The 15,160-nt window shown below is 64.2% G+C and carries 13 protein-coding genes and 1 pseudogene; 12 read left to right on the forward strand and 2 right to left on the reverse strand.

Annotated features, from left to right (window positions below):
* The first annotated feature begins 5 nt into the window (after positions 1 to 5).
* The 5 genes from P12x_RS05415 to P12x_RS05435 all read left to right on the forward strand — a co-directional run bounded on the left by P12x_RS05415 (position 6) and on the right by P12x_RS05435 (position 7,246).
* Positions 6 to 1,124, forward strand: coding sequence for an anti-sigma factor family protein (locus P12x_RS05415; protein ID WP_435009866.1), 1,119 nt, complete (start codon positions 6 to 8; stop codon positions 1,122 to 1,124).
* Positions 1,125 to 1,243: 119 nt separating this feature from the next.
* A complete protein-coding gene (locus P12x_RS05420; RefSeq protein WP_435009868.1) occupies positions 1,244 to 2,215 on the forward strand; it encodes an ABC transporter ATP-binding protein in 972 nt (323 codons plus the stop codon).
* Positions 2,216 to 2,218: 3 nt separating this feature from the next.
* The gene (locus tag P12x_RS05425; RefSeq protein ID WP_435009870.1) at positions 2,219 to 2,983 is read left to right on the forward strand and encodes an ABC transporter permease; all 765 of its coding nucleotides are present in this window, start codon (positions 2,219 to 2,221) and stop codon (positions 2,981 to 2,983) included.
* A gap of 9 nt (positions 2,984 to 2,992) precedes the next feature.
* Positions 2,993 to 4,822, forward strand: a complete 1,830-nt coding sequence (locus tag P12x_RS05430) for a GldG family protein (protein WP_435009872.1) — start codon at positions 2,993 to 2,995, stop codon at positions 4,820 to 4,822.
* A gap of 60 nt (positions 4,823 to 4,882) precedes the next feature.
* Positions 4,883 to 7,246 (forward strand): DUF4340 domain-containing protein, encoded by a 2,364-nt coding sequence (locus P12x_RS05435; protein ID WP_435009874.1) that lies wholly within the window; start codon positions 4,883 to 4,885, stop codon positions 7,244 to 7,246.
* Between the two features lie 54 nt (positions 7,247 to 7,300).
* Here P12x_RS05435 and P12x_RS05440 read toward each other — a convergent pair.
* Positions 7,301 to 8,247, reverse strand: a pseudogene (locus tag P12x_RS05440) (IS1595 family transposase).
* A 308-nt stretch (positions 8,248 to 8,555) separates the two neighbouring features.
* Here P12x_RS05440 and ycaC point away from each other — a divergent pair.
* Entirely contained in the window at positions 8,556 to 9,191 is a 636-nt protein-coding gene (gene ycaC / locus P12x_RS05445; RefSeq protein ID WP_435009876.1) for an isochorismate family cysteine hydrolase YcaC, read from the forward strand.
* Between the two features lie 149 nt (positions 9,192 to 9,340).
* Positions 9,341 to 9,778, forward strand: coding sequence for a DUF2171 domain-containing protein (locus tag P12x_RS05450; protein ID WP_435009878.1), 438 nt, complete (start codon positions 9,341 to 9,343; stop codon positions 9,776 to 9,778).
* A gap of 85 nt (positions 9,779 to 9,863) precedes the next feature.
* Here the strand turns inward: P12x_RS05450 and P12x_RS05455 are convergent, their stop codons facing one another.
* Positions 9,864 to 10,319, reverse strand: a complete 456-nt coding sequence (locus P12x_RS05455; RefSeq protein WP_435009880.1) for a DUF1569 domain-containing protein — start codon at positions 10,317 to 10,319, stop codon at positions 9,864 to 9,866.
* Between the two features lie 194 nt (positions 10,320 to 10,513).
* Between P12x_RS05455 and def the strand changes: the two genes are divergently transcribed.
* The 5 genes from def to P12x_RS05480 all read left to right on the forward strand — a co-directional run bounded on the left by def (position 10,514) and on the right by P12x_RS05480 (position 15,063).
* Complete coding sequence (gene def, locus P12x_RS05460) at positions 10,514 to 11,104, forward strand: peptide deformylase (protein WP_435009882.1); 591 nt, start codon at positions 10,514 to 10,516, stop codon at positions 11,102 to 11,104.
* Positions 11,105 to 11,127: 23 nt separating this feature from the next.
* Positions 11,128 to 12,078 carry a methionyl-tRNA formyltransferase gene (fmt, locus tag P12x_RS05465; RefSeq protein ID WP_435009883.1) on the forward strand — a complete coding sequence of 317 codons (951 nt, stop codon included), beginning with the start codon at positions 11,128 to 11,130 and terminating at the stop codon, positions 12,076 to 12,078.
* Positions 12,079 to 12,175: 97 nt separating this feature from the next.
* Complete coding sequence (locus tag P12x_RS05470) at positions 12,176 to 12,715, forward strand: hypothetical protein (protein ID WP_435009884.1); 540 nt, start codon at positions 12,176 to 12,178, stop codon at positions 12,713 to 12,715.
* Positions 12,716 to 12,830: 115 nt separating this feature from the next.
* Positions 12,831 to 13,901: a DHH family phosphoesterase gene (locus tag P12x_RS05475; RefSeq protein ID WP_435009885.1), complete on the forward strand. Its 1,071-nt coding sequence runs from the start codon at positions 12,831 to 12,833 to the stop codon at positions 13,899 to 13,901.
* 148 nt (positions 13,902 to 14,049) lie between these two features.
* The gene (locus P12x_RS05480) at positions 14,050 to 15,063 is read left to right on the forward strand and encodes a DUF1559 domain-containing protein (RefSeq protein WP_435009887.1); all 1,014 of its coding nucleotides are present in this window, start codon (positions 14,050 to 14,052) and stop codon (positions 15,061 to 15,063) included.
* Positions 15,064 to 15,160: the final 97 nt, after the last annotated feature.

Here is a 15,160-nt window from a genome sequence, read left to right on the forward strand (position 1 = left end):
ACCTCATGAACCTCGAAGACGAATCGCTCCTGTCCGCGTATCTCGACGACGAACTCGACCCGGCCGACCGGCTGGCCGTCGAGTGGTCCGTCGAATCCAGCCCTCCCCTGGCCGATCAGCTCCGATCCCTGGCCTCGGCCCGGGAAATCGTGGCGAATCTCGGTCGCCCCGACCTCCCGGTCGACCTCGCCCCTTCGATCATCGCCCGGCTTTCGGCCGACCGCCGGCGGGCTCGGCTTCATACCCTGGCCCGGCCCGGTCGAGTCGCGATGGCCGTTGCCGGACTCTCCGCCATGGCCGCGAGCCTCCTTTTCGCCTTGCTCCAGCTCCACCGATCGATGCACGAGACTCCCCAGACTCAGATCGCCGTCCACGTCGAACCGGTCGTTCCCGCAGATCGCTCTCATCTTATTCCGAACCCCGACCGGGTTCCGACGCCGGCCATCGTCTCGAACGATCCGGTCCTCAAGGCTCCCGAGGCTTCGCCGCCCTCCCCGGTGAAGGTCGCCTCGGACATTGAGGCCCGCGATCGGGCCGACCGGCAGCGAATCGGCGAGATGCTGGAACGGCCCGACGTTCGTCTGGTCCTGATCACCACCGACGTGATCGACGCCTCCGACCAGATCCGGAACCTGATCCGGAAAGATGCCCGTGATTTCTCCGAATTCGGCCGGATTACGATCCAGACGGGGATCGTGGTCGACCCCGAACGACCGGGTTCGGCCGAGGTCTTCGTCGTCCCGATCAACGAAGGGGGGCGGAACTCGTTCGTCAATCAGCTCCGGGGCCGGTTCAAGGACCTGGAAGAAGACGCGACCCCCAGCCCCGAGCTGGTCACGCAACTGACCGAGGTCGGCCAGGTGGCGATCTTCGAGGGGACGCGGGCCTCGTCGCTCGTGGATTCCCCGATCCCGATACCGCCCCACCTGGCGATCAAGCCGGTCGTCGAACCGGGGGCTGGGCCGTCCCCGACCGATGAGCCGAGCGAGACACTTGTCGCCGAAACCGAAGCGGAGCCGTCCTCGCTCGATCCCATCATCGGTCCGCCGTCCCCGTCTCGGCGGCTCGAACCAAGCGACCCCCTGACGCTCCTGGTCTGGGTCACCCGGCCCCGGAGGCATTGACGTCCACCGGGTCAGTCCCCTTTCGGCCGACGACTTCGATGGTCGAGGACCGGTGACCGAGAAGATCGGTCATCGTGCCTCGACCATTCCTTCCGTCCATCGCGATCGAGACTCTTGCCATGATCGAGGTCGAACGGCTATCGAAGCACTATCATTCGGTCCGGGCCGTGGACCGGGTCAGCTTCGCGGTAGGTCGAGGTGAGATCGTCGGCCTTCTCGGCCCCAACGGGGCGGGCAAGACGACGACCATGCGGATGCTCACCACCTACTTGCCACCCTCCAGCGGGCGGGCCAGGCTTTCCGGTCACGACGTCCTGGATGAGCCGTTGGATGTCCGGCGGAGAGTCGGCTACCTCCCCGAGAACGTCCCCCTCTATCCCGAGATGAGGGTCCGCGAATATCTCGCCTACCGGGCCAAACTCAAGGACGTCCCCCGGAGGCTCCGACGCTCCGCCATCGACGGAGTCCTGGAGAAGTGCAAGCTAGCGGATGTCGAGTCGCGGATCCTGGGCCATCTCTCCAAGGGGTACCGCCAGCGCGTCGGGCTGGCCGATGCGATGGTCCACGACCCCGACATCCTGATCCTCGACGAGCCGACAGCCGGGCTCGACCCGATGCAGATCCGCGAGGTTCGCGACCTGATCCGTGAGCTTGGTCAACGGCACACGATCTTGATCTCGACCCACATCATGCCCGAGGTCGAGGCCGTCTGCGGCCGGGTGATCATGATCGTGGGAGGACGGATCGCCCTCGACGATCGCCTCGACAATCTCCAGACTCAAGGGGCCATCGTCCTGGAAGTTCGGGGGCCGTTCGAGGCGGTCCGCAAGGTCCTGGCCTCGACGCCCGGGGTCGATCGCGTCGGTCTCACCGATCATCGAGGGGAGATTGCCCAGTTCGAGGTTTTGACCCGCGACGGGGCTGATCTCCGCGAGACCCTGGCGCATCGGATCTTCGAGAAGGGATGGGCCCTCCGCCAGCTCGATCTCCGGCGCTCGTCGCTGGAAGAGCGGTTCGTCCGGGCCGTCCGGGAAGCCGCCCTCGCCCGAGACGCCGAGCCCACGACCGACCCCGAGACCGAGGCCGCCTGACCCATGCGACATGTCCCGACCCTATTCCGCCGAGAGCTGGCCTCCTACTTCCTGAGCCCGATGGCCTTCCTGATCCTCCTGGCATTCCAGGCGATCGCCTGGCTCAATTTCTGGGACCTGATCGACGGCCTGGCGCGGAACACCCGGGCCTTCTCGGGCCTTCGCGATCCGTTGAACTCTTATATCTCGGGGAGTACTCCGTTCTGGATCGGGCTCCTGGTTGCCCTGCCCGCCTTGACGATGAGGCTCCTGTCCGAGGAGAGAAGGTCGGGGACGATCGAGCCTCTCTTGACCGCCCCGGTGACGGAGACCGAGATCGTCCTGGCCAAGTGGCTGGCGGGCCTGGGGATGTACCTGGCCCTCTTGATCCCGTTCGCCCTGTATCTGCCCTTCCTCTACTTCCAGGCGAAATACCGCTTCGATCTCGGCCCGGTCCTCTCGATGGGGCTGGGCCTGACGACCCTGGGTATGATGTTCGTGGCGATCGGGCTGTTCTTCAGCGCCCTGACGAAGAATCAGATCGTCGCGGCGATCTCGACCTTCGCCGTCCTTTTTCTCCTGATCCTGATCTCATCGGTCGGCTATACCTTCGCCGTGGCCCGGCGGGCCAGCTGGGCCGAGGCCATGCAATTCGTCTCGGTCCTGCATCAGGTCAACACCTTCGGCTCTGGTCAGCTCGACCTCCGATTCCTGGCCTTGCACCTGTCCGCCTGCGTCCTGATGCTCTACCTGACCGTCAAGGTCCTGCAATATCGCAGAGAGGCTTGATCGAAGCTCATGTCGCAACGATTGATTGACTTCCTGTCGAGGCCCGAAGTCTGGGCGATTGCCTCGGCCCTGGTCGGCTTCCTGACGCTGACCTGGGCGATTCGGGGGGCCCCCATCGGGCGGGCGACCCGCGAGGAATCCGAGGAATCGCCGGGATCGGGCTATCGCGACCGGGTCGTCGCGGTGTCGGTGATCGGCTTCCTCCTGGTCCTGGTCGGGGCGTATCTCGCCGCGGCGGTCGGCATCCCGTGGTCGCTCCCGGCGTTCGCGGCGGGCTTCGGGACCGTCCTGGCGGTCCTCCGGTTCAACCGGAAATACCGGCACGTCAGTCCCACCCTCCGGAGGGTGGTCGAGTTCTCGAATTCCGCCCTGACCGTCTCGCTCCTGGCGGGCATCCTGGTCGTCGGCAACGTGGCGGCGTTCAAGTATGGCGGCCGTGCGATCGACCTGACGCGCGACCGGGCCTTCAGCCTCTCATCGTTGACGATCAATCAGCTCAAGGCGCTCGATCGGCCGGTCTCGTTCACCGTCTTCTTCGGCAATTCCGAGAACTCCGCCCGCCAGCTCGACCGGGTCCGGCAGATGCTCGACCTCTACCACGCGGCCAATCCCTCCCTGGTCCGGGTCGAGTATCTGAATCCCTACCTCGACGTGAAGGAATTCGAGGCCCTGGTCGAGCGAGTCCCGTCGATCGTCGCCGCGCCCGGCGATGGGATCGTGGTGACCTACGGCGATGGCGAGGATCCCAAGCCCGTCGTCATCGGGACCCGCGAGCTGTTCGAAGGGCAGGGATCTCGATTCGAGCCCGGGCCCAATCGGTTCGTCTCGACCTTCAACGGCGAAGATGTGATCACCTCGACCCTGACGCGACTGCAGCAAGGAAAACGCTCGAAGATCGCCTTCTCCGTCGGCCACGGCGAGACCCCGATGGGTGAGATCGACCCGGCTCGACCGGGGCTGGGCCTCTGGCGAGCCCGGCTGATCTCGGCGGGGACCGACCCGACCGAGGTGAATCTGGAACGCGAGGATGTGCCCGCCGACATCTCGCTGCTGGTGATCTGCGCGCCGAAGAAGCCGTTCCAGTCCGGGGAGATCGACCGTCTCCGGCAACTCGTCACCCGAGGCGGGCAACTCCTGATCCTGCTGGGCAATGCCGACCCTTCGGGCCTCGATGACCTCCTGAGGACGTACAATATCGAGCTGGGGACCGGCGTGATCGTCGATCCCCGATACAATTACCTCAGGCGAGGCTTGATGGTATTCGCCCCGATCGTCGGCGGGGGTGCCCATCCGATCGTCGAGCCGTTCGCTGGCCGGGCGGCCCTGGTCCAGGATGCAGCCCCGATCGAGGTCCTGGGCGGCCCCCCCAAGCCGGGTAGCCCACCGGCGAAGAAAGCCTCGAATCCGGGCGTCGTCGCGACGCCGTTCCTCCTGACGAGCCCCCAGGCCTGGGCCGAATCCGACCCGAGGAAGCCCCCGTTCGCACGCGATCCGGCCAGGGAGCCCGGCGGTCCGCTCGCGGTCGGGGTCGCCGTCTCGATCCGACCGGGGGTCGTCACCGAGCCGCCCACGCCCCGGATGGTGGTCTTCTCCAGCCCCCACGTCGCCGACAATTCCATCATCCAGATCGAGCCGACCAATCTCGATCTCCTGATGAATGCGATCTTCTGGCTCAAGGGTCGGCCGGAGTTGATCGGGATCGCCGCCAAGACCCACGAGAGCCTGGTCTTCGCCGCCGATCCCGGCCTCCAGTTTCGCCTGGTCATGGTCCCGACCCTGATGGCCGTGGTCCTCATCATTGGCCTGGGGGCGACCACCTACGTCGCCCGTCGGGATTGAACGCGGCATGACCGAGAGCCGGGGATCGCCCTGTCCCACGATCCGAAAGCGAACGCTGCGATGAATCACCGAGGCACATACGCCCTGCTCGCACTCTTCTTCGCCGGCCTCTGCGGCCTCTGGGTGGCCGATTACGCCCAGTTGCCCACCAGCCGCACCTTAGCTCGACAACGAAGTCGGATCCTTCACGAGTTGATCGACACCAAGCCCGACGACCTACGCAAGATCGAGATCCTCGGCGGCGAGGCCCCGATGGCGTTCGAGCGTCGCGACGGGAACCGCTGGCAGATGACGGCCCCGGAGGGCGTGGCGGCCGACCCGTCGATGGTCGAGACCCTGGCGTTCAACCTCAAGGAGCTGACGCGCAAGCCCGAGGCAGGCACCCTGGAAGCCGACCCGGCCACCTATGGGCTGGCCCCGCCCGAGCGGACGATCCGACTCTGGGGAGCGAGCACCGACGAACCCCTGGCCACTCTCCAGGTGGGCAAGATCAGCCTCGATCGCAGGTTTGTCCGCTCCGCAGGCTCGGAAGGAGTCGAGGTGGTCGACGCCCGGGGGCTCGACCTGCTTCGACTCCCGCCCGTTCGCTGGCGTGACCGCGAACTCTTCCGGGTCCCCTCGTTCGAGGTCGATGCGGTCCGGATCGCGAATCCCCAGGGCGAGATCAAGCTGAGACGCGATCCCGACTCCTGGCGAATCGTCGCGCCGATCCGGACCCTGGCGGCCGAACAGAGGGTAGACGGCCTGATCGCCGACCTCGGCTCGCTTCGGGTCCTAGACGACTCCCGGTTCGTAGCCTTGGACGTGCCGGCGGCCGATCTCGATCGGTATGGCTTGAAGACACCCGCCTTGACCATCGAGGTCGAGGCGGGTCGGGAAGGCAGGCGCAGGCCCACACAGTCGATTCAGATCGGCAAATCCGTCGAAGGGAACGATGCGCTGTTCTACGTCCGGAGGGGCGACCAGGACGACATCCTGGCCATCGACTCCCGGGTCCTGAAGGGCCTGGGCATCGATCTCGCCGCGTACCGGAGTCCCAAGGTTGCCGACATCAATCCGGCCCGCGTTCTCGGGATCGGCTTCGAGGGAGAGGCCGGGGCCTTCCAACTCGCGAGGTCGGGCCGGGACTGGATGATCTCCCAGCCCTCCAGGGCGCCGGCCGATCGCAGGGCGGTCGAGGATTTCCTCAAAGGTTTGGGGGATCTTCAGACCAGCATCTACCCGACTCCCGCCGCCGTGCCCGATTCGGGCCTGGACCACCCATCGACCATCATCAAGATCTGGCAGTCGCCCGACCCGCGAGTCTCAACCGGTTCCAGCTCGGCTGACACGGAGGGAGAGCTGGCCTTGTCGCTCAAGATCGGTCGACGAGACGCGTCGAAGCGGTCGATCTATGCGCAACTCGAAGGAGACCGGACGATCCTGGCCCTGCCCGACACGTCGGGCGATTTGCTCTTCCGGAACGCGTTGAGCTTCCGCGATCGCGTGGTCCTCTCGATCGAGTCGGGCCAGATCGAGCACCTGAAGTTCTCGGGATCGAACCGCAAGATCGAGCTCCGCGCCCCCATCCTCAAGCTCGACCCATTGATGAATGCCCCGATCGGTTGGTGGATGGTCGAGCCGGTCGAGGCCCCCGCCGAGCCTACTTCGGTCGGCAAGCTCCTGAAGTTACTCTCCGGACTCCGGGCCGATGGGCTGGTGCTCGAGATCAAGGACCCGGGCGAACTGAAGTCGTACGGACTCGACGAGCCAGTGATGACGGTGACCTGGTCGGTCCCGGCCAAATTCTCGATGGTCGAGCCTTCCAGGGGTCCAGATTCTGGGGAACCTCCGTTCGACTCGGGTTCGCTGTTGGTCGGGAGTTCGGTGCCGGGTCGCTCGGGCCTGAGATTCGCGAAGGTGGCCGATCGTCCGCTCGTCTTCACGATCGGCCCGGCGACGATCGGGATCCTGGACGCCGAGTATCATGAGCAGCGGGTCCTGGCCTTCGATCCCGACCGCGTGACCAGGTTGCGCCTAAATTGGCCCGATCGCTCACTTTCCCTGATGCCGTCCGGTCCGGTGGCCCGTCGCGAATGGTTGGTCGAGGGGCCGGTCGTCGCACCCGAGTTCGATCCCAGTCGGGTCACACCGCTCGTGAACGAGCTGTCCAGGCTCTCCACCTCGCGATTTCTCCAGTACCAGGGGGAGATACCGAAGGACACCGGGATTACCTCTCCCCGGCTCTCGATTCGGGTCGAGACCGAGGCCACGTCCGCCCTGATGGTCAGGGTCGGCGTCCCCGCCGGCAATGGCCTGGTTTGCGCCTCGACAGCCATTTCGGACGACGGCCCGGTTTTTCTCCTGCCCGAGGCCCTCTTCGGCGGTTGGTTGAAAACCCCTCGGCAACACGACGACCTGCCGGAGAACGTCTTCGCCCCTTGAACGGGCCGTGATCCGCATCCGGGGCATAGATATTCCGGGCCAATCAAACGAGGCTCATGATGGATTCCGGGGTGGTGCCAGCAATTGGGCGATCAGGGCACCCAGTAGCCGCTTTCCTCTCGCCCGGATGTTGTGCACGAACTCGAAGAAACCCAGGTACAGCGGTAGGCTCTCCTGGGGGATTCCTCGGTGAGGCCGCAGCCACGAGCGGAGCAGCGACCAGAACCCTTCGAGCGTGTTGACATGGACCTCGCAGAAGCCATCGCCATCGTCGTCCCGGGCGAACTCGCCCGCCCCGTGGCAGACCGTCTTGTGGCCATAACCCCACTCCACCAGGCGGCCATAGATGTCGTATTCATCGGTGTAGACCAACGTCCCCTTGGCGATCATCCGATCGATCAGGGGCTTGATGGTCACCTGCTGGACGTTCTCCAGCATCCGGATCACGACCTCGCCTCCACGCTGCAACATCCCGAAGATCGGCGGCTTCTCCTTGGCCAGGGTGCCCCGACCTCGCTCGCCTCTCAGGCGTCGCCTTCGGGGGAGGCGGCCTTTTTTTTGACCGCCTCGGGATGACCCTTATGTCCGGCCACCACATAGACTTCGTCGCACTCGACCTCCCCCTCCAGCACGACCGGAGGACAACGGTCGACCATCCCCTGTCGGAGTCGCTGGATCATGGCCCGGGCATCATCCTTGTTGATGTCGAGTTCCTGGGCGATCTGCAATCCCGAGAGGTTCAGCCCCATCAGATAGAGGCAGGCGATCCAGGTCCTCAGCGGCAGGTGATGGCCGGCGAAGATGGTGTCGGTGAGGTCGTCGAAGCGTCGGCGGCAGCCCCGGCACTCGTAGCGTTGACGGAGTGGCTGAGTGTCGTCCTTGCCGTTCTTGATGACCGAGTCCGAGGAGCACTTGGGACAGGTCACGCCGTCAGGCCACCGCATGCCCCGGATGGTGTCGAAGCACTTGGCGTCGTCGAAGAGATCCTGGATGTTGACCATCGTGCGACGCCTCGGGGCGGGGAAGTCGGGATCAGCGGGGCGGACAGATCGCCCGACCGAGGAGACCGATTGTATCCACTGAGTGGCCCTTGCGGATCACCACCCCGGAATCCATCATGAGCCTCAAACGATTCAGGATTCGACCCGCCCGTCGAGGCGGTCTGTATCGTCGCGTTTCACGACGCTGGCACCGAGGCTCCTCCGTTCGGCGAGGCTCGGTACATGCGTCCTGGATTGCTGTTGTCGACCATCGCTCCTAGAATTCGCGGGCAATGAGATCAGGTTTTATTGATTCGAGGATCGTCGATATGAATTCCGGAAGCCACGTCGTCGGTAAGCGTCTCTCGGTCGAGGATGCCGTCGTCCTCCTCGTGGATCACCAGGCTGGGTTACTTTCACTCGTCCAAGATTATAGCCCGGAGGAATTCCGCAATAACATCCTGGCCCTGGCCGATATCGCCAAGCTTTTCGAACTCCCCACCATCTTGACGACCAGCTTCGAGTCGGGGCCTAACGGCTTGCTCATGCCTGAGTTGAAAGATCTTTTCCCCGAGGCTCCATTCATCCCCAGACCTGGGCAGATCAACGCCTGGGACAATGACGACTTCGTGGCGGCGATCAAGGCCACCGGCCGAAAGCAATTGATCATTGCCGGCGTCGTCACCGACGTCTGCGTGTCGTTCCCGACTCTCTCGGCCCTGGCCGAGGGGTTTCAGGTCTTCGTCGTGGTGGACGCCTCGGGCACGTTCAACAAGTCGGTACGCGACGCCGCCCTGATGCGAATGGCGCAGGCGGGGGCCGAGATGACCAACTGGTTCGCGGTTGCTTGCGAGCTTCAGCGTGACTGGCGGAAGAATGGCGAGGGCCTGGCCTCGCTCCTGGCGAATCATCTCCCCGCCTACAAGAACCTGATGACCAGCTTCAATGCGAAGGCGGCGAGGTGAAATCGAGCGATCGTTCGACGATCGAATGACGAGGATGAAGAGAGCAGGCCGATTGATCGTCGAGTGGCGCGCCGTTTGCTTCACAGGGAAATCAATAATCAAGCTGTCCAAGGCGGGCAGCTCCTTTCCCTTTTGCAACGGAGTCGATCATGGCCGAATCATTCAAGGACAAGCTCGAGGACGCCGGAAACAAGATCTCCGAGACGGCTACCAAGGTGGGCCATAAGATCGAGGAGAAGGCGGAGCAGGCTGCGGATTGGGCCAAGGAGAAGAGTCACGAGGTCGGTAATCGGGTCGGCGAGGCCGTTCAGAAGGTCGAACACAAGACCGGGGCCACGCTGCACGAGAGCACGGGCGCGACCGGCTCGGTCGCCGACATCCGCGAGCACATGGCGGTCTACGCCTCGTGCGGCAAGATGGTCGGAAAGGTCGACCACGTCGAAGGTAATAGCCTCAAACTCACCAAGAGCGACAGTCCGGATGGGATGCACCACCTGATCCCGCTTTCCTGGGTGGCCAAGGTGCATGACCACGTCCACCTGAGCAAGGATCACAAGGATGTCGAGAGCCAGTGGCTACCGGCCTGATCGGCACAACCATAGCAGGAAGCCGCGATAGGCCGGGGCACGACCCCGGCCTTCTTCGTAATTAGGCGAATTCTAACGACAGTTTTCACCCGACGTTGGGCACCGCGAAACTCAAATGGTGGGCGAGGTGGATGAGCTGGAGCTGATCCCATTCCGCCTTGGTCAACGGGCCGAAGATCCGGTGCGGGATCACGGGGCCGGGCGAGGCAAGATAGTGGGCGATCGCCCGTCGCAAACCTTCCACCTCTTCTCGGTCGTCGAGGCCCGCCGGGGGCATGATCTCCGGAGGTCCAGGAATTCCCTCGGGTAGTATGCCGGATTCGAGGACTTTCCGCTTCTGCTCCTCCCCGACCCATTGCGATGGGTCGGACGGCGTCGAGGCGGGCATATCGACCACCCGACGGGCGACGGTGGCCAGGTGGCGGCAGATCTGAGCCAGCGACCAGTCGCCGGCCGTGGTATGGCCTTCGAGGAGCCGATCCACGTCGGGCATCACATCGTCGAAGCTGGTGAAGCGAAGGTGGCGTCGTCCGGGATTCATGGTTAAGGTTCCAGGCCGGTGATCGATCGGGCCGCAGGATACCAGATACACCGCTATAACGCCTCAGATCCTCAAAGTTGCATGCATCGATCATCCATCGGGAGGCATGCCCAGGCCGGGTTGGCGACCCCGGCCCGATCTTCTTATACTGGAAGGATTCCACTCGACCGCGTACTTTGCTCGGGAGTTTCGTCGTGCTTCGGATCGTGCCATACCCGCATCCCGCCCTCCGCTATGAGTCCCGGCCGGTAACGCGGATCGACGACGAACTTCGGGCGACCGTCCGCGAGATGTTCGGGCTGATGTACGCGGCCAACGGGATCGGTCTGGCGGCCAATCAGGTGGGTATCCCACTCCGGTTCTTCATCCTCAACCTGACCGCCGACGCTGAACAGCCCGAGCACGAGCAGGTTTTCATCAACCCCGAGATCGTCAAGAGGCACTCTTCCGAGGAGAACGAGGAAGGTTGCTTGAGCCTGCCCGGGCTCTATGGGAAGGTCCGTCGGGCCCGCAAGATCCGGGTCCAGGCCTTTGACCTGGCCGGGAATCCCGTCGAGGTCGAGGCCGAGGACCTCCTCGGCCGGGCCATCCAGCACGAGAATGACCATCTCGACGGTAAGCTATTTATCGATTATCTCGGGCCGATCGCCAAGACCACGACCAACGCCAAGGTCAAGGAGATCGAGGCGGGCTATCGGAAGGCCCAGCTCGAAGGGACCTTTCCCGACGATGACGAGATCCGTCGTCAACTCGACGAGATGGCTCGATCGGCCGCCTCGGCCTGACCCCGACCGATCGGAGGCCGAACGTGCCGAAATCGCCCCGGATCGTCATGCTGGGCACCAAGGATTTTGCCCTGCCGACCTTCGAGCACCTGGCCGAGACCGGCCATAATCTCGTCGCGTTGATCACCCAGCCCGACCGACCGCAAGGTCGGAAGCAACTCCTGATCCCGAGCCGGATCAAGGAAGCGGCCCTGGCCCGAGGGATCCCGGTCGAGCAACCCGAGGACGTGAATGTCCCCGAGGCTCTCGAGATGGTCCGGGGCTTCGCACCCGAACTCCTGGTCACGGCCGCCTACGGCCAGATCCTCTCGGCCGAACTCCTCTCGATACCCCCGATGGGTGGGATCAACCTCCACGGGTCGATCCTGCCCGCCTATCGAGGAGCGGCGCCGGTAGCCCGCGCGATCCAGAAGGGCGAGATCGAGACCGGCGTCACCGTGATCCGGATGACCCCGAGGATCGACGCCGGGGGCATGATGGCCTTCGCCCGGACCCCGATCGGACCGACCGAAACCTCCGGCGAAGTGGAAGCCCGGCTCGCCGAGATCGGGGCGCCGCTGGTCGCTCGGGCCATCGAAGCCCTGACCGCCGGGACCGCCGAGATCCTCCCGCAAGCTCGGTCGAAGGTCACCAAAGCCCCGAAGCTCCGCAAGGAAGACGCGGTCATCGACTGGTCGCGAACCGCCACCGAGATCCACAATCTGGTCCGGGCCATGCAACCCTGGCCGATCGCCTCGACGACCTGGCAACGCCCCGGGGCACCGGCCCGCCTGATCATCCACCAGGCCGAGCCGGCCGAAGGTCGAGGGATTGCCGGCCAGGTCCTGGAGGCCTTCGGCGACCGGCTGGTGGTCGCTGCTGGACAGGGGGCCATTCGGCTCCTGACCGTCCAGCTTGAAGGCAAGAAACCCTGCTCCGCCGCCGAGTTCCTCCGAGGTCACTCACTTCACGGAGCCTCGTTGGGGGGATCGTGACCGGTTCGGAACCCACCTTGACCTCCTTCAGGGGATCGCCTAATCTGCCCGGCGATGTCATGGACGACCCCTTTTCCCTCCCGGATGGAGGCGATCGATGAGCAAGGCTGTCACTCTCCGCTATGCGATCGTCGCCAGCGTCCTGGCCGGATGCTCGACGATGAGGTCGGCCGAAGATCGCCACCCAGGCGCGACCGATCAGAGCGACAAGGCGGTCACGCGGGTCTTCCCCGCCTCGGCCACCAGGGTGGCCCAGGCCATGGGCCGGGTGATGTCACAAGATCCGATCCTCGAAGATGTCCAGGTTGCGGTCGACCCCCAGTCCAACGAGTCGCGGCCTCTCTCCGCGGCCGAAAGACAGAGGCTCGGACGTTCCCGATTGGCCGTGAATGCTCGGGATAAGAATTACAACATCAAGGCCAAGTCGAAGGACGGCCTGTCCGTCGGTGCGGTGGTCTATCTCAAGGGAGAGTCCAATGCCGAGGTCAGCCTGCTCTACGGCCCCGGTGGCGATCCCGAGATGAGCCGCGCGATTCTCGACGAGGTCGAGGTCGCGCTGGCCGCCCCGGTTGAGGATCCGGGGGTTAGTCAAGCCTCGGGCACTCGGGCCGCTTCCCGGAAGTCCGAGAAGCGATAAGTCTGGAATGGTCGGCCCTACTCGCGTAAGCTCGATGGATCGGGGCTCGCCGAGATCGAACGCCTTTGGACGGCTCGGTCCCCTCTACCACCGAATGTATCGGGGTCCGACCGCAATGAGGGTTGAGTCCGACTCGGAGCCGGTTCTGGCCCGGCAACACCGATCCGAACGATTCCTGGCGGCCGTCGCCCCGTATCCGCGAGTCGTTCTCGTCTCGCACGTCAATCCCGACCCCGACGCCCTGGCCAGCATGCTCGGGCTCCAGGCTCTCCTGGAGCATCGGCAACCGGGCAAGCCCGTCATCCTGACCGTGGACGGCATGATCGCCCGAGCCGAGAATCGGGCAATGGTCGATCTGATCCCGGTCCCCCTCGTGCCGATCGAACAAGCGATCCTAACTCCCGATGCCGCCCTGGTCATGGTCGACTCCCAGCCCGGGACCGGGAGGCATGCCCTGGAAATCCTCCCCGTCGCCGTCCTCGATCACCATGAGACCGGAGGTGATCTCGAAGGCGTTGCGTTTCGCGATATCCGGGCCAACCTTGGCGCGACCAGCACGATGGTCACCGGTTACCTGCTGGAGCAGGGTGTCACGGTCTCGCCGATCCTGGCCACCGCCCTCCTCTACGGGATCGATTCCGAGGTCTCCGGATACCCTCGGGAATCGGGACCTCTCGACGATGGTGCGCTCGTCTGGCTCTATCCCAGGGCAGACAAGGACTTGCTCGCCCGGATCAAGAATCCAAAGCTTCCCCAGAGTTATTTCGCCACCTTCCAGAATGCCCTGGCCAACGCCTTCCTCTACCAGGATGTCGTGGTGAGCTGGTGCGGCCTCGTCCCCCAACCCGACATCATCGCGGAACTCGCCGATTTCTTCATTCGCTTCGATCGAGTGAGCTGGGCCCTCTCGATTGGGCTGTTCGAAGGCACTCTCAAGCTCTCCATCCGCGCCGCCTATCTCGGAGGGCATTCGGGCGAGGTCCTCCGCGTCGTCGTGGATGGGCTGGGAACCGCCGGCGGCCACGACAAACGGGCCGGCGGGGCCATTCCCCTCCCCGATCTCCAGCCCGAGACCATCGAAGAGACTCTGCGGAAAATCCGCCATCGCCTGCTCAATAAGCTCGAGATCGACGAGCAACGCGGACATCGCCTGCTCGAAGCCAGCCCGATCATCCAGGCCCCCTGAATCCCGCCTCAAACCCGCCTCTCCGTCTCCCCTCAGCAACGTTGTTATCCCGAAACGCTCTTGTGGGCACCATCAATCCATGGCAAAATGCCCAACGTAATGAGACTGAGTCTCAGGATCAGCGATTTCCTTCCGGGATGTAACAACGATGAATCATCGGCGACGCGGCTTCACCTTGATCGAACTTCTGGTCGTCATCGCGATCATCGCGGTGCTGATCGCCCTTTTGCTCCCGGCCGTCCAGGCCGCAAGGGAAGCTGCACGACGCATCCAGTGCACCAATAACCTCAAGCAACTCGGGCTGGGGATCCACAATTACGAGAGCATCGCAGGAGCCTTGCCTCCGCCCCTGGTGCAGAGTGGGACCGGTTCCACGATCACCTGGTCGAATGGATGGAGCATCCCGGCCCGGGTACTCCCTTTCATGGAGCAGGGCTCGGTCTTCAATTCGATCAACTTCACGTTTCGCTACAGCGTGGCCCAGAACACGACAGTGGCGGCCGTCAACATCGCCACGCTGATCTGCCCGAGCGAGGTCAATCCGACGCCACGAGCCACGACTACCGCCCGGTACAACGTCATCAATTATGGCTGGAATCAGGGCGACTGGTACGCCTGGGGTGGATTTGCCGGGACTGCGAACCGCGCCCCTTTCGAGGTGAACCGGAGTCGAAGTTTCGCCGAATTCACCGATGGTCTGAGCAATACGATCCTGGCGGCCGAGGTCAAGGCCTATCAACCCAACCTGGGGACCTGCGGCCCCCTAAATGGGATCACCGCGACGAACATTCCCCCCACCTCGGCCAACCCAGCCACCGTGGTTCCCCAGTACAACTCCGGCTGCAATCTGGGCCTGACCGGGCACACCGAATGGGTCGATGGCGCGGTCCACGAGACCGGAATGACGACCGCCTGGACCCCAAACAAGCGGATTACGCGCGATGGGGAACCGGGCCAGGATCTCGATCTGGTCAGCCTCGGCTATAACAAGGGAGGCCCCACGTTCGCCGCCGTCAACTCTCGGAGCTATCACCCGGGAGGGGTTAATGTCCTGTTCGGCGACGGGAGCGTCAAGTTCATCAAGGACTCTGTCAACGGCGAGTCATGGCGAGCCATCGGTTCGATGCGAGGCAACGAAGTCGTCAGTGCCGATTCATTCTAATCGGACCCGCCTCCGGCCTTCGCGTTCCGCGAAGGGGCGGGGTCGACCCTAGTCGCGACGACCGAGAATTGCTAGTTATGGAATCCCTCGACTCTAT

This window comes from Tundrisphaera lichenicola (assembly GCF_051175385.1).
Lineage (GTDB): Bacteria > Planctomycetota > Planctomycetia > Isosphaerales > Isosphaeraceae > Tundrisphaera > Tundrisphaera lichenicola.